16 protein-coding genes are annotated in these 16,702 nt (G+C 67.7%); 2 read left to right on the forward strand and 14 right to left on the reverse strand.

Going from position 1 to position 16,702, the window contains the following annotated elements; all coding sequences use genetic code 11:
• The first annotated feature begins 200 nt into the window (after window positions 1-200).
• Window positions 201-734: an acyloxyacyl hydrolase gene (locus tag FIV34_RS20385; RefSeq protein WP_139985345.1), complete on the forward strand. Its 534-nt coding sequence runs from the start codon at window positions 201-203 to the stop codon at window positions 732-734.
• A 40-nt stretch (window positions 735-774) separates the two neighbouring features.
• Here the strand turns inward: FIV34_RS20385 and FIV34_RS20390 are convergent, their stop codons facing one another.
• The 5 genes from FIV34_RS20390 to FIV34_RS20410 all read right to left on the reverse strand — a co-directional run bounded on the left by FIV34_RS20390 (window position 775) and on the right by FIV34_RS20410 (window position 5,800).
• Window positions 775-2,301 (reverse strand): DHA2 family efflux MFS transporter permease subunit, encoded by a 1,527-nt coding sequence (locus FIV34_RS20390; protein ID WP_139985347.1) that lies wholly within the window; start codon window positions 2,299-2,301, stop codon window positions 775-777.
• Window positions 2,302-2,305: 4 nt separating this feature from the next.
• A complete protein-coding gene (locus FIV34_RS20395; RefSeq protein WP_139985349.1) occupies window positions 2,306-3,520 on the reverse strand; it encodes an HlyD/EmrA/EmrK family protein in 1,215 nt (404 codons plus the stop codon).
• A 24-nt stretch (window positions 3,521-3,544) separates the two neighbouring features.
• Window positions 3,545-4,996 carry an efflux transporter outer membrane subunit gene (locus tag FIV34_RS20400; protein WP_139985351.1) on the reverse strand — a complete coding sequence of 484 codons (1,452 nt, stop codon included), beginning with the start codon at window positions 4,994-4,996 and terminating at the stop codon, window positions 3,545-3,547.
• Window positions 4,997-5,019: 23 nt separating this feature from the next.
• The gene (locus tag FIV34_RS20405) at window positions 5,020-5,481 is read right to left on the reverse strand and encodes a MarR family winged helix-turn-helix transcriptional regulator (RefSeq protein ID WP_139985353.1); all 462 of its coding nucleotides are present in this window, start codon (window positions 5,479-5,481) and stop codon (window positions 5,020-5,022) included.
• 76 nt (window positions 5,482-5,557) lie between these two features.
• On the reverse strand, window positions 5,558-5,800 hold the full coding sequence (locus tag FIV34_RS20410) for a hypothetical protein (RefSeq protein ID WP_170207674.1): 243 nt from the start codon (window positions 5,798-5,800) through the stop codon (window positions 5,558-5,560).
• Window positions 5,801-5,944: 144 nt separating this feature from the next.
• On the opposite strand from FIV34_RS20410, the gene FIV34_RS20415 reads away from it, so the two are divergent.
• Window positions 5,945-6,736, forward strand: a complete 792-nt coding sequence (locus FIV34_RS20415) for an AraC family transcriptional regulator (protein WP_139985355.1) — start codon at window positions 5,945-5,947, stop codon at window positions 6,734-6,736.
• A 7-nt stretch (window positions 6,737-6,743) separates the two neighbouring features.
• Here the strand turns inward: FIV34_RS20415 and FIV34_RS20420 are convergent, their stop codons facing one another.
• The 9 genes from FIV34_RS20420 to kdpF form a co-directional block, all read right to left on the reverse strand.
• Window positions 6,744-7,070 carry a hypothetical protein gene (locus FIV34_RS20420; protein WP_139985357.1) on the reverse strand — a complete coding sequence of 109 codons (327 nt, stop codon included), beginning with the start codon at window positions 7,068-7,070 and terminating at the stop codon, window positions 6,744-6,746.
• A gap of 83 nt (window positions 7,071-7,153) precedes the next feature.
• Window positions 7,154-7,852: a response regulator gene (locus FIV34_RS20425; RefSeq protein ID WP_139985360.1), complete on the reverse strand. Its 699-nt coding sequence runs from the start codon at window positions 7,850-7,852 to the stop codon at window positions 7,154-7,156.
• Window positions 7,849-10,509 (reverse strand): sensor histidine kinase, encoded by a 2,661-nt coding sequence (locus FIV34_RS20430; RefSeq protein WP_139985362.1) that lies wholly within the window; start codon window positions 10,507-10,509, stop codon window positions 7,849-7,851. The genes FIV34_RS20425 and FIV34_RS20430 overlap by 4 nt, the downstream gene beginning before the upstream one ends.
• 32 nt (window positions 10,510-10,541) lie before the next feature.
• On the reverse strand, window positions 10,542-11,117 hold the full coding sequence (gene kdpC, locus FIV34_RS20435) for a potassium-transporting ATPase subunit KdpC (RefSeq protein WP_139985364.1): 576 nt from the start codon (window positions 11,115-11,117) through the stop codon (window positions 10,542-10,544).
• A gap of 10 nt (window positions 11,118-11,127) precedes the next feature.
• Window positions 11,128-12,546, reverse strand: a complete 1,419-nt coding sequence (locus FIV34_RS20440) for an outer membrane beta-barrel protein (protein WP_139985366.1) — start codon at window positions 12,544-12,546, stop codon at window positions 11,128-11,130.
• 48 nt (window positions 12,547-12,594) lie between these two features.
• Entirely contained in the window at window positions 12,595-12,786 is a 192-nt protein-coding gene (locus tag FIV34_RS20445) for a hypothetical protein (protein WP_139985368.1), read from the reverse strand.
• A gap of 13 nt (window positions 12,787-12,799) precedes the next feature.
• Window positions 12,800-14,872, reverse strand: coding sequence for a potassium-transporting ATPase subunit KdpB (kdpB, locus tag FIV34_RS20450; RefSeq protein ID WP_139985370.1), 2,073 nt, complete (start codon window positions 14,870-14,872; stop codon window positions 12,800-12,802).
• Between the two features lie 3 nt (window positions 14,873-14,875).
• Entirely contained in the window at window positions 14,876-16,597 is a 1,722-nt protein-coding gene (gene kdpA, locus FIV34_RS20455; RefSeq protein WP_139985372.1) for a potassium-transporting ATPase subunit KdpA, read from the reverse strand.
• Window positions 16,594-16,686: a K(+)-transporting ATPase subunit F gene (gene kdpF, locus FIV34_RS20460; RefSeq protein WP_139985374.1), complete on the reverse strand. Its 93-nt coding sequence runs from the start codon at window positions 16,684-16,686 to the stop codon at window positions 16,594-16,596. Before kdpF ends, kdpA begins: the two co-directional genes overlap by 4 nt.
• Window positions 16,687-16,702 lie beyond the last annotated feature (16 nt).

Here is a 16,702-nt window from a genome sequence, read left to right on the forward strand (position 1 = left end):
CCCGTGTCCTCGGGTTGTATCGGCAGGCCTTGCATCGTCTTGAGACGACGCGGGAAAGACAGGTGAATGCAATCCTGCGGATATTCGGCAGAAATATTCTTTGCCTACCCCCTTTTTTCACGCTGGCTGAACACTATTTACCGAACGATCCAGTTCACAAAACCGGTCCTCAAATAAACGTCCCAACATAAGGTTCCTCCATGCGCTCGTCCCGCGTTGCACTCGGCGCCCTTGCCGCGCTCTCCCTCGCCGCCACCGCTTTGCCCGCCGCCGCCGAAACCCATATCGAAATCCAGGGCGGCCGCAGCTACATGGACTCGCACCCGACCGACGCGTTTTTCATCGAATCGGTGTTCGCGGCGCGCCCCATCGGTGCCAGCCGGTTCACCTGGTCGCCGGATGTCTCGATCGGCTACATCAACGGTCGCAACGTGGGTCGGTACGAAAATTCTCACCCGGGCGTGAACAACAACGTCTGGGTCGGCGCCGCCGGCGCCCGCCTGCACTACGGCACGGACGGCGACTGGTACCACCCGTTCTTCTTCAGCTTCCAGGTGGCCGGCACGGCCGGTGGCCGCACCCAGGCCCTGTCCTCGGCGTACGAGTTCGTCAGCACCCTGGGCTGGCAGTGGAAGAACCTGAGCTTCCAGGTGCGCCACATCTCCAACGGCAGCTTCCAGGAGCCCAACCGTGGCGAGACGATGGCCCTGATCGGCGTCGGCTTCGACATCTGAAAAAAAAACCCGGCGATGAGCCGGGGTTTTTTTTTGCTGCTTAGTGGCCCGAGGCGGCGGGGCCGGCCTTGGCCGCGAACGGTGGCTTGGCCAGCCAGACCACGAAGATCAGCCCGAGGAACACGAAACCGAGCATGTAGAAGACCTCGTTGAACGAGATCTGGTACGCCTGGTTGGTGATCATCGCGTTGACCGACGACGCGGCGTACTGCGAGTCGCCGTGGCCGATCTGGGTCAGTGCCTGGGTCGTGTTGGGATTGAACGGGGTGAAGTTCTCCGCCAGGCGCTCGTGGTGGACGATCGCGCGGTGGTCCCACAGGAACGTGGTGAGCGAGGCGGCGAAACTGCCGCCCAGCGTACGCAGGAACGTCGCCAGGCCCGAACCCGCCGCAATCTCACGCGGCTGCAGGTCGGAGAGCAGGATGCTCAGCACCGGCATGAAGAACAACGCCACACCCAGGCCCTGGATCAGCTGGACCATCGCGACACTGTAGAAGTCGATGTCCAGGTAGAAGTCAGAGCGCATGAAGCAGGTCGCGCCCATCACCAGGAACGCACCGGAGGCCAGCACGCGCAGGTCGAACTTGTGCGCGTAACGGCCCACGAAGGGCGTGAGGATCACCGGCAGGATACCCAGCGGCGCCGCGGCGAAGCCCGCCCACGTCGAGGTGTAGCCGACGTTGCGTTGCAACCACTGCGGCACGAGCAGGCCGATGGCGAAGAACGCCGCGTAGGCCAGCACCAGGCACAAGGTGCCCATGCGGAAGTTCCGGTGTCGGAACAGCCGCAGGTTCACGATCGGGTCCTTGTCGGTGAGTTCCCAGATCAGGAACACGGCCAGGCCGATGGCGGCGATGATCGCGGTGACGATGATGAACGGCGAGGAGAACCAGTCTTCATCGTTGCCCTTGTCGAGCACCACCTGCAGTGCACCCACGCCGATGATCAGCGTGATCAGGCCCACGTAATCCACCTTGGGCTTCTCGGTGACTTCCGGGCGGCCCTTCATCTGGTTCGCCACGACGAAGCTGGCAAAGATGCCGATCGGCACGTTGATGAAGAAGATCCACGGCCAGGTGTAGTTGTCCGTGATCCAGCCACCCAGGATCGGGCCGGCGATCGGCGCCACCACCGTCACCATCGCCAGCAGCGCGAGGGCCATGCCTCGTTTCGCCGGTGGATAGATCGAGATCAGCAGCGACTGGGTGATCGGGTACATCGGGCCTGCCACCGCGCCCTGGATGGCGCGGAACAGGATCAGCATGGTCATGCTCTGCGCGATACCGCACAGGAACGAGGCCAGGGAGAACAGCAGCGTCGCCCACACGAACAGCTTGGTTTCGCCAAACCGTCGCGTGAGGAAGCCGGTGAGCGGCAGCGCGATGGCGTTGCTGACCGCGAACGACGTGATCACCCAGGTGCTCTGGTTGGAGCTGACACCCAGGTTGCCCGCGATCGTCGGCAGCGACACGTTCGCAATCGTTGTGTCGAGCACCTGCATGAAGGTCGCGAGCGACAAGCCGACCGTGGACAGTGCCAGATTGGGCGGTCGAAATTCGGTGCTCATCGGATTACTTCGGAGCCTTCTGCTGCTCGGCACCCTCGCCGGCAGAAGCGTTTTCGTGGATCACGCGGGTGATGTCGAGGTCGGCATCGGCCAGCTGCTTGTCGTAGACCGTGGTCGAGAACTCCGGCTTGGTCGGCGCCTGCTGCGAGAGCAGCGCACCGCTCTGGTCGTGCAGCGAGACGGTGACCTTGGTCGACAGGCCCAGGCGCAGCGGCTTCTCTTCCAGCTGCTTCGGCTCGGTGAAGACGACGCGGACCGGCACGCGCTGGACGATCTTGATCCAGTTACCCGTGGCGTTCTGCGCCGGCAGGATCGAGAACGCGCTGCCGCTGCCCACGCCGAGGCTACGCACCTTGGCCTTGTAGACAACGCTGCTGCCGTAGACGTCGGCGGTGACATCCACCGGCTGGCCGATGCGCATCTTGGTCAGCTGGGTTTCCTTGAAGTTGGCGTCGATCCAGACTTCGTGCAGCGGCACCACGGCCATCAGGGCCGCGCCCGGCTGGACGCGCTGGCCGACCTGCACGCTGCGCTTGGCGACGTAACCGTCCACCGGCGCGAGCAGGGTGGAACGCACCGAATCGAGGTAGGCCGAACGCAGCTTGGCGGCGGCGGCACGTACGTCCGGATGCGAGGCGACGACGGTGTCGTCCACCAGCACCTTGCTGCTGCTGTAGGACTGCTTCGCCGAGGACAGCGCGCTTTCCGCGGAGACCAGGGTGTCCTGCGCGTGCGACAGTTCTTCGGCCGAGATCGCACCGGACTTGGCGAGGTCACGACGACGGTTGAAGTCGGCGCGGGCGCGGTCGACGGCGGTCTGGCGCACCGAGACATCGGCCTGCGCCGAGGTCACGTTGTTGTACAGGCCACGCACGCGGCGCACGGTGTTGGCGAGGTTGGCGCGTGCGCTTTCCAGGGCCACTTCGGCGTCGCTCGGGTCGAGCTTCACCAGCACGTCGCCCTGGTGGACGAGGTCGCCGTCGTCGGCGCCGATCGAGGTGACCGTGCCGGCGATCTGCGGGGTGATCTGCACGACGTTGCCGTTGACGTAGGCGTCGTCGGTATCTTCATACCAGCGGCCGTCCACGAAGTACCACACCGTCCAGGCAATGGCGGCCAGGACAATGATGAGCACGAGCAGCTTGAGGAAGAAGCCGCGACGGCTCTTCGGCGGTGGCGCCACGGTGGCGCCGGTCGGAGCGATGGTTTCTTGAGACATCGTGATGTGCCTTGGAAAGTGTTCTTAAGGAGTGGTGGCGGCGGCGACGGGCTGGTCGCCGGCTTCGGGGCGGAAGCCGCCACCGAGCGCCTGGATAAGCTGGACCGAGACATCCACCTGCTGCGCGCGCAGGCCGACGAGGCGCTGTTCGGCGAGCAGCAGCTGCTGGCGAACGACGAGCGACTCGAGGTAGCTGCCGACACCGGCCTTGTAGCGCTGCTGTGAGAGGTCGTAGGCCTGCTGCGCGGCGTCGTGCGCGCGCTGCTGGGCCTGCACCTGCGCACCGAGCGTGTCGAGGCCGGCCAGGTCGTCGGCCACTTCGTTCAGCGCGCCGACCAGGGTCTGGTTGTACTGCGCCACGGCGAGGTCGTACTGCGCATCCTTGCCCGACAGGTTGGCGCGGCGACGGCCGCCGTCGTAGATCGGCAGGCTGATCGCCGGCAGCACCTGCCAGAAGCGAGCGCTCGCGGCGAACAGGTTGTCCGAACCGCTGGCCACCTGCGCGGCGAGGATGCCGAGGCTGACGTTCGGCAGGAACTCCTTCTTCGCCGAATCGATGTCCTTCGATGCCGCTTCCACGCGCCAGCGCGCGGCGACGAGGTCGGCGCGATGGCCGAGCAGGTCGGCCGGCACGTTGGCCGGCACGGCCACGGCCGACGGCGACAGCGTGCTCGGGCGATCGATGGCGAGGCCGCGGTCCGGGCCTTTGCCCAGCAGCATGGCCAGCTGCGTGCGCGCGGTGTCGATCGCGCGCTGCGCCACCGCCATCTCGCGCTCGGCGGAAGCGACTTCCGTATCGGCCTGCTTCACCTGGATCTGGTTGTCCACGCCGGCGGCGACGCGCTGGCGGGTCAGGGTGCTGGACGAACGGCTGCGATCCAGCTCGGCCTTGGCCACGTCCATCTGGTCGAACGCGTAGCCCAGCTGCACGTAGGCGCGGGCGACGTTGGTCGAGATTTCGATTCGGGCGGCGCGGGCATCCACTTCGGCGGCGCGCTGCGAGCCGACGGCGGCCTCGAACGCGTCACGCTTGCCGCCCCACAGGTCGAGGTCCCAGTTGAAGTTGCCGTAGCCGTACTTCGTGGTGCTGAAGTGGCCGCCCAGCGGGGCGGGGAACACCGTGGCCGGCAGGTGCGCGCCGGCCACGCCGCCGCCCACGTTGAAGGTGGGCGTGCGGTCGGCGTCGGCCGCGCCGGACTGGGCCTGCGCCTGGCGCACGCGGGCGTCGGCCGCGGCCAGGTTCGGGTTGTCCTTCAGCGCTTCGTCGATCAGGGCGGAGAGGCGGGCATCGCCCAGGCCCGTCCACCAGTCGGCGGCCGGCCACGCCGACGGGGCATCGCCCCGGGCAAGGCTCTTCTCGGCGTGGAGGGTGGCCGGCTCGTTCAGGTGGCCCTGCGGTTCCAGTCCGCGGCTGGTGACACAGCCGGAAAGAACGAAGGCGGCACCGATGGCCGCCACGAGAGTGTGCAGACGCATGCGTTTTGCCTCAGGTTTCTAGATCAGTTTTTTTCGCGCAGCGCGGTGAGGACGCGCTGCAGGTAATCGATGAGCTGGCTGCGTTCGTTCGCGGCGAGGTCTTTCTGCGCGCGCTCGAGCGTGGCGACATTGCTTTCGTGCAGGTGGCGCCACAGCGCCAGCCCCGCTTCGGTCAGTTCGATGCGCAGCGCGCGCCGGTCCTGTTCGTGCGGCTGGCGACGCAGGTAGCCCTTGGCTTCCAGCTGGTCCAGCTGCCGGGTCATCGCCCCGCCGTCCAGATCCACCGCACGGGCCAGTTCGGTGGCCGTCATCGGCCCCGCGTACGCCAGCCGCTTGAGTACGTGGAACTGGGTGAACTTGAGGTCGGCCCCCTGGGCGGCCAGGTCGGCCTCGATGGCCCGGACGATCTCGCCGCGCACCATGCCGATGAGGGCACCCAGGCTGTCTCGGCCATCAGGCGACGTGGGGCACGGAGAAGTATTCATGCCACATATTCTATTGCCCCAAAGATAGTTGTCAAGGCAAATATGCTGGTGGCATATATTTACAAGTGAAGCGGCCCTACTCCTCGTCGGCCAGCAGGGCCGCCAGCGCTGGGTCGCGCACGCTGAAAAGATCGAAAATGCCGAGGGCCCGCAGGGTCGGCAGCTGGGCGAGGAGGCGGGGTTCCAGGCGGCGGCGCTGCTCTTCAGGCGTTGTGCCATCCAGCATCGCGTGGGCGCAGGCGACAAACGTGACCAGGGCATCGCCCGCGGCGGTGTCCTCGTGGAGTTCGCTAAAATCGGTGGTAACCAGACGGATCATGGGGATCTCCGGCGTCGGTGTCCCCCCTCGCGGGCTGTCGGCGGATGCCGCGCGGGGACAGTTACTTGGGGATGCAAATGTTATACATGTCCCCTATCGGCCTGATATCGTCATCGGGCCAATTAGTGTCGAGATTCGGCCATTATGGATAAAGAAGCCTTCCACGAGATGTTCGACCGGGCCGATGGTCCGTCCCTGCTCGCCTATGCGGCGGAGCGGGATACGGCGCTGCTCGAGATCGACTGGCACAGCCACGTGCGTGGCCAGTTTTTCTATGTTGAACAGGGCCTTATCATCACCCGCACGGATCGCGGCACCTACCTGCTGCCGCCGCACCGTGCCGGCTGGATGCCACCCGGCCTGCTGCATACGGTGAGTATTTCGGGCCCGAGCCGGGCCTGGGGCGTATTCGTCTCGCCGGATGCGGCGCGTGGCCTGCCGGAGCATGCCTGCGTCGTCGGCGTCGATGACGTCTTCCGCGCCGTCGTCAAACGCGCGGCCACGTGGGCGCCGGATGCGCCGATGACACCGGAGCGCGAGCGCCTGCTCGCGGTGCTGCTCGACGAGATCCGCCACGCACCAGTGGAGCGCATGCACCTGCCCATGCCGACCGATCGCCGGTTGCGCCGCGTGGCCATGGCGATGATCGAACACCCGGAAGACACCCGCGGCATCGAGGACTGGGCCAGCTGGGCGGGCCTGTCCGTGCGCACGCTCACCCGGCTGTTCCGCGAGGAAACCCAGTGCAGCGTGGCGCAGTGGCGGCAGCATGCGCGGCTCACCCGCGCGCTGGAACGGCTGGCCGAAGGCGAGGCCGTGGCGACCATCGCCGATTCCCTGGGCTATGCCACGCCCAGCGCATTCGTCGCCATGTTCCGCAAGGCCTTCGGCGATACGCCGGGACGCTACCTCTCGCGCCAGGCCTCGGCGGCCTGACGAAGGCTCAGTCGACCACGGGCTTGCACATCCACAGGCCTTCGAAGCTAAACGGCTCGCCCGTGGCCCGCGCGACAACCTCCACGGCGACGCGGCCGTAGGTCCAGCCGTCGTGCTGGCCCGTCTCGCCGATGTCGTGGCAGCTGGTCATCCGCTCGTACGTGCCGGTCTCGGCGTGGGTCATCTCCGCCTCGTCCTGCCGGCACTGCGCCAGCGCCTCTTCGTGCGACGGGAAGTGATGGTTGCCGAAGACGTAGCGTTCGTCCGAGCAGTGCGTGGCGGCAAACGCCGGCGAGGCGCTCAGGCAGAGCAGGGCGGCGGGAAAAAGGCGCATGGGTGGCTCCGGTTCCAACGGGGACCGAGCAGCCTGCGGGGGCGCACCCCCGAATGGAATACGAATAGTCTGAGAAATGCGGCTTACTGTGCCGGAAAGCGGTATCCCACCCCGGGTTCCGTCTTCAGCCAGCGTGGCGCGGACGCATCGTCACTGAGCTTCTGGCGCAGCTTGCCCATCACGATGCGCAGGTAATGCGTGTCCTGCACGTGGGTCGGTCCCCAGATATCGCGCAGGATCTGCTGCTGGCTCACGACGCGGCCGGGATGGCGCACGAGCATGGAGAGCACCGCGAACTCCTTGCGGGTGAGGGTGACGGGCACCGTATCGAGGAAGACCTCGCGCCGGGCCAGGTCCACCACGAGCGAGCCATCGTCGTAGCGCACGGGGGCATCGGCCTGCCTGGCCTTCGCGCCCTGGCGCAGCAGCACGCGCAGGCGCGCCATCAGCTCCTGGATGCCGAAGGGCTTGGTCACGTAGTCGTTCGCGCCATGGTCGAGCGCCTTCACCTTCTCGGTTTCCGCATCGCGTACGGACAGCATGAGCACCGGCACCTGGGTCCACGTGCGCAGCTCGCGCAGCACGTCGTGGCCTTCCATGTCGGGCAGGCCGATGTCGAGCACGACCACGTCCGGTGATTGCGTCGCGGCCAGGCCGAGCCCTTCGGCGCCGGTCGCGGCAAGCACCACCTGGTAACCCTCGGCACGCAGGCCGATATCGAGGAAGCGGCGGATCTGCGCTTCGTCGTCGATCACCAGGACACGGGGGGCGGCGGGATTCATTCGGCGTCTTCGGGAGGCGGCGGCAGCGGCAGGGAGATCCGGATGGTGGTGCCCTGGCCGGCGTGGGGCAAGGCCTCCACCGTGCCGCCGTGCGCGCCGATCATGCCGCGGCAGATCGCCAGGCCCAGGCCGGTGCCCTGCTTGCCGCGGTCGCCGCGCGACACCGAGTAGAACATGTCGAAGATGCGCGCCCGCTCGTCTTCGGGAATACCGGGGCCGCGGTCGGCGACATCCACCAGCAGGCGCCCGGCTTCGGTGCGCACGATGACGCGCACGGCCTCACCAGCCGGGGAGAAGCTCGCCGCATTCTCGAGGATGTTGAACAGCGCCTGCTCGATCAGCGCCGGATGCACGTGCAGCAGCACCGTGTCGTGGGGCAGGTGCACGTCCACCCGGGTATCCGGCATCAGCTTCCGCAGCCGTGACACGGCCGCGGCGACGATCTCGCCCGCATCCACCCAGTCACGGTTGAGCTGCAAGGTGCCGTGGCCGAGGCGGGTCATGTCCAGCAGGTTCTGGATGTAACGGTCCAGCCGCTGGCCTTCGCCAAGGATCGCCTGGAGCAGTTCATGGCGTTCACTGGCCGGCAGTTGGTCGTCGTAGCTGAGCAGGGTGCCGGCCGAGCCGATCATCGAGGCCAGCGGTGAGCGCAGGTCGTGCGAGACGGAGGACAGCAAGGCGCTGCGCAGGCGTTCGGTTTCGCCCTGCACGCGGGCGCTCTCCAGCTCGGCGGCAAGGCGGGCGCGTTCCAGTGCCTGGGTGATGTCTTCGGCCATGGCCAGGGCCAGGCCGCGACGATCGGCATCCGGCTCGCGCGCGTGCAGCGGGAAGCGCAGCGCGGCCACGCCGGCATGACGCTGCTCGGTGCCCAGCGGCAGCATCCAGCACGAGGCGCCGTTGAGCGTGTCGGTGAAACGGCCGGCCGGTTCGGCATGCCGGTCACACCAGTCGGCCGCGGCCCGGTCCTGCGTGGACAGGGCGAAGGCATCCGGCTGCGAGGCGACCACCTGCAGCTCGTCGCCGGCGCTGCGCGCCAGCACGGCCACTTCCGCATCCAGTGCCCGGGCCAGCGCACGGGCGGCCGCCGTGCGTACGCCTTCGGCATCCGCGCTGGTCGCCAGCTGCTGGCCGAGCGCCACCAGCACGCGCCCCCGCGCCTGCGCCGCGCGCAGTGACTGCACCTGCCCGGCCAGCCGCGTCGCCAGGCGGCTGCACACCAGCGCGGCGACGAGGAACAGGGTGACGGCGAGCACGTCATCGGCGTTCGCGATGGCCAGCGTGTAGCGCGGCGGGGCGAAGAAGAAGTTGTAGCCGAGGAAGCAGAGGATGGCCGTGTACACCGCGACGGCCATGCGCGTACGCGCGGCCACGATCAGCACGGCGGTAAGGAAGATCAGCGAGAGGTTGGCCACCGACAGCACGCGGTCGGCGACGAAGGACAGGGCCATGGCGATGGCCGTGGCCCCGGTGGCGAACGCGTACTCGCGCCGCGTGCCGTTGCCGTCGGCAAAACGCAGCCGGCGCCGTGCCCGCGCGCGTTCGGCGGGCGTGGCGACGATGGTGAGTTCCAGGTGCGCGCCACGCCGCAGCAGCTGCTGGGTGAGCGAGAAGCCGAGGCGCCGCGCGATCGGCCGCTCGCGCGTGCGGCCGACGACGATCTGGCCCACGCCTTCGCGATCCGCCCACGCGAGCAGTTCGTCGGCGATCGCGTGGCCGCGCAGGATCACCGGCTCGCCGCCGAGGCGGCGGGCCAGGCGCATCGCGGCATCCACGCGCTCGCGACGCTCACCGTCCACGTTGCCGCGGTCGACGAACAGCACGCTCCACGGACCGCCACGGCGCTCGGCGATACGCCGGGTCATGCGGACGAGGTATTCACTCTGCGCGTGACCGTCGATTGCGGCCATGGTCCGCCGGCGGACCGGCATGGCGCTGCCGCGGGCGAGCATGTGTTCGCGCAGGTCGGTGTCGACGTGCCGCGCCACGGTTTCCACGGCGAGCTCGCGCAGGGCTGCCAGGTTGGTCGGCGAGAAGAACGCATCCAGTGCCACCGCCGCCGTCTCCGGCACGTAGACCTTGCCCTGCTTCAGCCGGGTGATCAGTTCGCGTGGCGGCAGGTCCACCAGCACGATGTCGCGGGCGCGGTCGAGGAAGGCGTCCGGCACGGTTTCGCGCACGGCGACGCGGGTGATGCGGCGTACCTGGTCATTGAGGCTCTCCAGGTGCTGCACGTTGAGCGCCGTGTACACCTCGATGCCGGCATCGAGCAGGTCGGCGATGTCCTGCCAGCGGCGCGTATGCCGGCCGCCGGGCAGGTTGGTATGCGGCAGCTCGTCGACGACGATGACCGCGGGCTTGCGGGCCAGCGCGGCCTCCAGGTCGAACTCCTGGAACTCACGGCCGGCATACGGCACGGTGCGCGTCGGCAGCACCTCCACGCCCTCGAGCAACGCGGCGGTGTCCGCCCGCCCGTGCGTCTCGACGAAGCCGATCACCACGTCGATGCCCTGGCGGCGCAGTTCGCGCGCCGCCGAGAGCATCGCGTAGGTCTTGCCCACCCCGGGCGCGGCGCCGAGGAAGATCTTCAGCCGCTGGCCGCCGTCGTGGTTCACGGCGTTGAGCAGCGCATCGGCGCGGGCGTCGCGGGTGTCAGTCATGGGGCGAACGATAGCGCACCGTGGCGGCCGGCTTAACGGGCGACCTGGTCAAGGGCGAGGTTGAGCTGGAGCACGTTGACCCGCGGCTCGCCGAGCAGGCCCAGCTGCCGGCCCTTCGTATTCGCCGCGACCAGTTCACGCACCTTCGCCGGATCCATGTGCCGCGCCTTTGCCACGCGGTTGGCCTGGTACTCCGCCGCGGCCGGGCTGATCTCCGGATCCAGGCCACTGGCCGAAGCGGTCACCAGCTCGACCGGGACCGGCGCGGTATTCGTCGGGTCCACGGCACGCAGCGCGGCGATGCGCTGCTTCGCCGCGTCGGCGAGTGCCGGGTTGGTCGGGCCCTGGTTCGAGCCGGTCGAGGCACCGGCGTTGTACGGGTCCGGCGTGGTGGCCGACGGCCGGCCCCAGAAGTAGCCGGGCGCGGTGAACGACTGGCCGATGAGTGACGAACCGACGACCTTGCCATCGCGTTCGATCAGGCTGCCGCCCGCTTCGTGCGCGAACATCAGGTGGCCTAGCCCGCCGACGACGACGGGGTAGGCCACGCCGGTGACCGCGGTAAGCAGGAGGAGAAGGACAAGCGCATTGCGCAGCAGGGTGACCATGGCGGCCTCCTCAGTAATGCCAGATGGCGTCGACGAGAGCGGTGAGCTGGTAATCCTTATGACCCTTGTCGTACGCGGACGCGTCGTACGAGCGCTCATAGCGGACCTCGGGGCGGATCTCGAGGTCGGGACTGACCCAGTGGGTCATGCCGAGGGTGTGCGAGGTATAGCGCGTGGCGAAGCCCGTGCGCTGGCCCTTCTGGTCGTTGTACCACTCGTTGCGGAACGAGAACATGTTGGTCGGGTTGATCTCGACGTTGATGTAGTTCACGACGCCGTACTCCGCCGCCTTGCCCGGCAACGGCGACGACGCGACGACATCCGGCTCCCCGCCCGGGCCGAAGCCCGCGATGTTGCGGCCGTACATGTAGTAACCCTCGGTGAGGATGTGCACCTTCTCGCTGAAGCGGTGCCCCCACGTGGCTACATACATCTGCACGTTGTTGTAGTTGTAATCCGCCGAGTTGAAGCTGTTCACGCACGGATACAGCATGTCGTTGTTATCGGCCGACACCCAGCGCACGCAGGCCTGCAGCGTGGGGCGCGAGCTGTGGTTCCAGACCGCCGTGTCATTGCCGCCATTCACGCCGATCTGCAACGTCCACTGCTGGTTCAGGCGCGTGGTGGTCATGACGCCCATCTGGGTGTACGGGTCCACCGTGTACAGCACCGAGTGCGTGACCAGGTAGTTGTTCGGCGAGAACTGGGCTTCGATATCGGGCAGCGACAGGTAGCGACCGATGCGCACCACCATGCCTTCGGCCACCCACGGAATGTAGATGTCGCCGTAGAACAGCATGGGATCGTAGCCGTAGGTCTTGCCGTTCAGGGCCTCGCCGGCACGCGGGTTGTTCAGCAGCTGGTTGCTGAGAACGCCCTTCATGGTCGTGTAGTGGTAGTCGTAGCCGTAGAGGTTATCGAGGTGGAAACCCCAGTCCACGTGGTCGGTCTGCACCGTATCCGGCAGGCGCTCGATACGCAGCAAGGCCTGGTTGAATTCCACCCGGTTCGGGCGGGTCGCGTAGGAGAGGGGATAGTTCGAATGCGCGGAGCTGCTGGCGTTGACCGACGGATTGATCCAGCCATACACCTCGATGCGGTTGTCCTTCATCCACTTGCCGACGGCGTTGCAGGCCAGGGCCTTTTCCAGCGGGTACTGCGAATTCAGGTTGGGCACGCCGATCGGATAGGCCACGCCACCGAGCTGCCATTCCGCCGAGGGGAACGGCGGTGACAGGAACGGCGAGGGCATGGCGCGGCGTGCCGGCGCCTCCGCGTTGGGGTCCGCCGGCTGGGCGTCCTCGCGGTAGGCGGCGGCGAGCCGGGTGGCGAAACCCTGGGAACAGTCGTCGCTGCTGGCGGCAAGGGCTTTGGAGGCCGGGGCCAGGGCGAGCAGGGCGGCGAGACAGGCATAACGAGAGGTGCGCATGAAGAACCGTCCCTTCCGGGACGCCTTGTGTGGGTGGGTGTGGGTGGATCAGATACCGGCGTAGCCGCCGAGGCTGTATTCGTCGTCCGCGTCGTCGCGCGGGGTGGCGACGACGCGCGGCTTCAGGGCGGTCACGCCGGCCGTGCGCGTGGCGCTGGCGGCGTCGGGGGCGACGACACGCACTTCCATGTCGATGTCGCCCGGGTCGTCGATAAGCACGGTGAGTTTCACGGTATGCATGGGAAACCTCGGGTCAGGCCAGTCCGCACAGGACCAGCAGCATGTCGATGAGCTTGATGCCGATGAACGGGACGACGACGCCACCCAGGCCGTACACCAGCAGGTTGCGGCGCAGCAGCGCGGCGGCGCCCAGGGCGCGGTAGGCCACGCCCTTCAGGGCGAGCGGGATCAGGAAGATGATGATCAGGGCGTTGAAGATCACCGCCGACAGGATCGCGCTCTGCGGCGTCGCCAGGTGCATGACGTTCAGCGCGTCCAGGGCCGGGTACGTCGTGGCGAACGCCGCCGGGATGATCGCGAAGTACTTGGCGATGTCGTTGGAGATGGAGAACGTGGTGAGCGCACCGCGGGTGATCAGCATCTGCTTGCCGATCGCCACGACTTCGATCAGCTTGGTCGGGTTCGAATCCAGGTCCACCATGTTGCCGGCTTCCTTCGCCGCCTGGGTGCCGCTGTTCATCGCCACCGCCACGTCGGCCTGGGCCAGCGCCGGCGCATCGTTGGTACCGTCGCCACACATCGCCACGAGGCGGTTCTCGGCCTGCATGTCGCGGATCAGCTTGAGCTTCGCTTCAGGCGTCGCCTCGGCGAGGAAATCATCCACGCCCGCTTCGGCGGCGATCGCGGCGGCGGTCAGCGGGTTGTCGCCGGTGATCATCACCGTACGGATGCCCATGCGGCGCATCTCGGCGAAGCGCTCCTTGATCCCGTCCTTGACGATGTCCTTCAGCTCGACGACACCGAGGGTCAGGGCGCCGTCGACGACGATCAGCGGGGTGGCGCCGCGACGCGCGACCTCCTCGGCCATGCGCCGGACCAGCGGCGGCATGTGGCTGTCCTGCTCGTCCAGGTAACGTTCCACGGCGTCCATCGCGCCCTTGCGAATGTGCCGGGTACCGACGTCCACGCCGCTCATGCGGGTCTGCGCGGTGAACGGCACGAAGGCGGCGCGGGTGTCGTCACGGCGATGGCCGTGGATGGCGAACTTCGTCTCCGCCAGCACGACGATGCTGCGGCCTTCCGGCGTTTCGTCGGCGCGCGAGGCGAGGTCGGCCGCTTCCGCCAGTTCACGTTCCTCGATACCCGGGGCCGGGTGGAAGGCCACGGCCTGGCGGTTGCCAAGGGTGATGGTGCCGGTCTTGTCCAGCAGCAGCACGTCCACGTCGCCCGCCGCTTCCACGGCGCGGCCCGACGTGGCGATGACGTTGGCGCGGATCATCCGGTCCATGCCGGCGATGCCGATGGCCGACAGCAGCGCACCGATGGTGGTGGGAATCAGGCAGACCAGCAGCGCCACCAGCACCGTCAGCGTGATGGGGTTGCCCGCGCCGGCCGCTTCCACGCTATAGATCGAGTACGGCAGCAGGGTGGCGCAGGCCAGCAGGAAGATCAGCGTGAACTTCGCCAGCAGGATGGTGAGCGCGATCTCGTTGGGCGTCTTGCGGCGTGACGCGCCTTCGACCATCGCGATCATCCGGTCCAGGAAGCTCTCGCCCGGGTTGCTGGTGACGCGCACCACCAGCCAGTCGGAGAGCACGCGGGTGCCACCGGTGACGGCGCTGCGGTCACCGCCGGCTTCGCGGATCACCGGCGCGGATTCACCGGTGATCGCGCTTTCGTCGACGCTGGCCGCGCCGAGCACGATCTCGCCGTCGCCGGGGACGATGTCACCGGCTTCGACCAGCACGTGATGGCCCGTGCGCAGTTCGCTGGACGGGGTGAACACCACCTGGCCGTCGCGGCGCGGCATGACAAGCTTCTTGGCCACGACATCACGGCGCGAGCCACGCAGGGCATCGGCCTGGGCCTTGCCGCGGCCTTCGGCCAGCGCTTCGGCGAAGTTGGCGAACAGCAGCGTGAACCAGAGCCACAGGCAGACCTGGAAGATGAAACCCGCCGGGGCTTCACCGCGGCCGGTGAGCGCCTGCACCCAGAGCAGGGTGGTGAGGACGCTGCACACGAACACGACGAACATCACCGGGTTGCGGAACTGCAGGCGGGGATTGAGCTTGGTGAACGCGTCGCGGAGGGCGCGAGTCACCAGCGCGCGGTCGAAGCCGCGCGGGGTGTGGGCATGGGAAGTCATGGATCAGTGGCCCGTAACGGACGTGAGGTGCTCGACGATCGGCCCGAGGGCCAGCGCCGGGAGGAAGGTAAGCGCGCCGACGACGATGACGACGCAGGCCAGCAGCGTGACGAAGAGCGGCGTATGCGTGGGCAGCGTGCCCGCCGACGGTGGCACGTGGCGCTTGGCGGCCAGCGAACCGGCCATGGCCAGCATGGCGATGGCGAGCGGGAAGCGGGCCAGGAACATGCAGATGCCGAGCAACGCGTTCCAGAAGGGCGTATTGGCGGAGAGGCCGGCGAAGGCGCTGCCGTTGTTGTTGGCCGCCGAGGTGACGGCGTAAAGCATCTCGCTGAAGCCATGCGCACCGGGGTTGGCGACACCCGCCCTGCCCGCCGGCGACATCACGGCGATGGCGGTGCACACCACCACGAGGGCGCAGGGGATCAGCACGGCGAGGCTCGCCATCTTCATCTCGTGCGCTTCGATCTTCTTGCCCAGGTACTCCGGCGTGCGGCCCACCATCAGCCCGGCGATGAACACCGCGACCACCGCGAAGGCGAGCATGCCGTAGAGGCCCGAGCCGACACCGCCGAAGATCACCTCACCCAGCTGCATCAGCCACATCGGCACCAGGCCGCCCAGCGGGGTCAGCGAGTCGTGCATCGTGTTCACCGCGCCGCAGGACGCCGCCGTGGTGATCGCGGCGAACAGGCCCGAGGAGACGATGCCGAAGCGGGTTTCCTTGCCTTCCATGTTGCCGCCGCTTTGCATGGCGGACGCCTGCGCATCGACGGCGAGACCATGCAGCGCCGGGTTACCGGCCTGTTCGGCGGCCACCAGGCCGACGGTCAGCGGCACGAAAATGAGCAGCATGGTCGCAAGGATCGCCCAGCCCTGGCGGCGGTCACCGACCATGCTGCCAAACGTGTAGCAAAGCGCCGCAGGGATAACGAAGATCGCCAGCATCTCGACGAAGTTGGAGAACGGCGTGGGGTTTTCGAACGGATGCGCGCTATTGGCGTTGAAGAAGCCGCCACCGTTGGTGCCGAGCATCTTGATCGCTTCCTGCGAGGCCACCGGGCCCAGCGGCAGGCTCTGCGTGCCGTGCTGGAGCATGGACGCGTCAACGTACGGCGACAGGCTCTGCACCACGCCCTGCGAGACCAGCAGCAGCGCGATCACGATGGCGAAGGGCACCAGCACGTACAGCGTGGCGCGGGTCATGTCGACCCAGAAGTTACCCACCGCACCGGCGCCACGGCGAACGAAGCCGCGCACCACCGCGATCAGCACGGCGATGCCGGTGGCGGCCGAGAGGAAGTTCTGCACCGCGAGGCCGAGGGCCTGGGTGAAGTAGCTCATCGTCGATTCGCCGGCATAGCCCTGCCAGTTGGTGTTGCTCGCAAAGCTGATCGCCGTGTTCATCGCCGAATCCGGCGTGATGGCACCCAGGTGCTGCGGGTTCAGCGGCAGCCACTGCTGGGTGCGCTGGAGCAGGTACACCACGGCGAGGCCGGCGACGTTGAACACCAGCATGGCGATGGCATAGCGCTTCCAGCCCGTGTCCTCGTTGGCACGGATGCCGGCAAGGCGATAGAGCACGCGCTCGGCGCGGCCACCGAAACGGGTCACCCGGTTGGGCTCGTCGGCGAACACCAGGGCCATGTATTGGCCCACGGGTTTCACCAGCGCCAGCAACACGGCGAGGAACAGGCCGATCTGGAGGAAGTCGTTCGCGGTCATTCGAACCACTCCGGCTTCAACAGGGCCACGCAGAGATAGCCACACAGGGCCACCGCGATCACGGTGGCGAGGACGTAAGTGAGTGACATGGCGGCTCCTCAGCGG

The organism is Luteibacter pinisoli, assembly GCF_006385595.1.
Classification (GTDB): domain Bacteria; phylum Pseudomonadota; class Gammaproteobacteria; order Xanthomonadales; family Rhodanobacteraceae; genus Luteibacter; species Luteibacter pinisoli.

What these genes read in the sequence shown, in the direction of transcription:
- FIV34_RS20385 (WP_139985345.1), top strand. Translation starts at nt 201, where the DNA reads ATGCGCTCGTCCCGCGTTGCACTCGGCGCCCTTGCCGCGCTCTCCCTC.
- FIV34_RS20390 (WP_139985347.1), bottom strand. Translation starts at nt 2,301, where the DNA reads ATGAGCACCGAATTTCGACCGCCCAATCTGGCACTGTCCACGGTCGGC.
- FIV34_RS20395 (WP_139985349.1), bottom strand. Translation starts at nt 3,520, where the DNA reads ATGTCTCAAGAAACCATCGCTCCGACCGGCGCCACCGTGGCGCCACCG.
- FIV34_RS20400 (WP_139985351.1), bottom strand. Translation starts at nt 4,996, where the DNA reads ATGCGTCTGCACACTCTCGTGGCGGCCATCGGTGCCGCCTTCGTTCTT.
- FIV34_RS20405 (WP_139985353.1), bottom strand. Translation starts at nt 5,481, where the DNA reads ATGAATACTTCTCCGTGCCCCACGTCGCCTGATGGCCGAGACAGCCTG.
- FIV34_RS20410 (WP_170207674.1), bottom strand. Translation starts at nt 5,800, where the DNA reads ATGATCCGTCTGGTTACCACCGATTTTAGCGAACTCCACGAGGACACC.
- FIV34_RS20415 (WP_139985355.1), top strand. Translation starts at nt 5,945, where the DNA reads ATGGATAAAGAAGCCTTCCACGAGATGTTCGACCGGGCCGATGGTCCG.
- FIV34_RS20420 (WP_139985357.1), bottom strand. Translation starts at nt 7,070, where the DNA reads ATGCGCCTTTTTCCCGCCGCCCTGCTCTGCCTGAGCGCCTCGCCGGCG.
- FIV34_RS20425 (WP_139985360.1), bottom strand. Translation starts at nt 7,852, where the DNA reads ATGAATCCCGCCGCCCCCCGTGTCCTGGTGATCGACGACGAAGCGCAG.
- FIV34_RS20430 (WP_139985362.1), bottom strand. Translation starts at nt 10,509, where the DNA reads ATGACTGACACCCGCGACGCCCGCGCCGATGCGCTGCTCAACGCCGTG.
- kdpC (WP_139985364.1), bottom strand. Translation starts at nt 11,117, where the DNA reads ATGGTCACCCTGCTGCGCAATGCGCTTGTCCTTCTCCTCCTGCTTACC.
- FIV34_RS20440 (WP_139985366.1), bottom strand. Translation starts at nt 12,546, where the DNA reads ATGCGCACCTCTCGTTATGCCTGTCTCGCCGCCCTGCTCGCCCTGGCC.
- FIV34_RS20445 (WP_139985368.1), bottom strand. Translation starts at nt 12,786, where the DNA reads ATGCATACCGTGAAACTCACCGTGCTTATCGACGACCCGGGCGACATC.
- kdpB (WP_139985370.1), bottom strand. Translation starts at nt 14,872, where the DNA reads ATGACTTCCCATGCCCACACCCCGCGCGGCTTCGACCGCGCGCTGGTG.
- kdpA (WP_139985372.1), bottom strand. Translation starts at nt 16,597, where the DNA reads ATGACCGCGAACGACTTCCTCCAGATCGGCCTGTTCCTCGCCGTGTTG.
- kdpF (WP_139985374.1), bottom strand. Translation starts at nt 16,686, where the DNA reads ATGTCACTCACTTACGTCCTCGCCACCGTGATCGCGGTGGCCCTGTGT.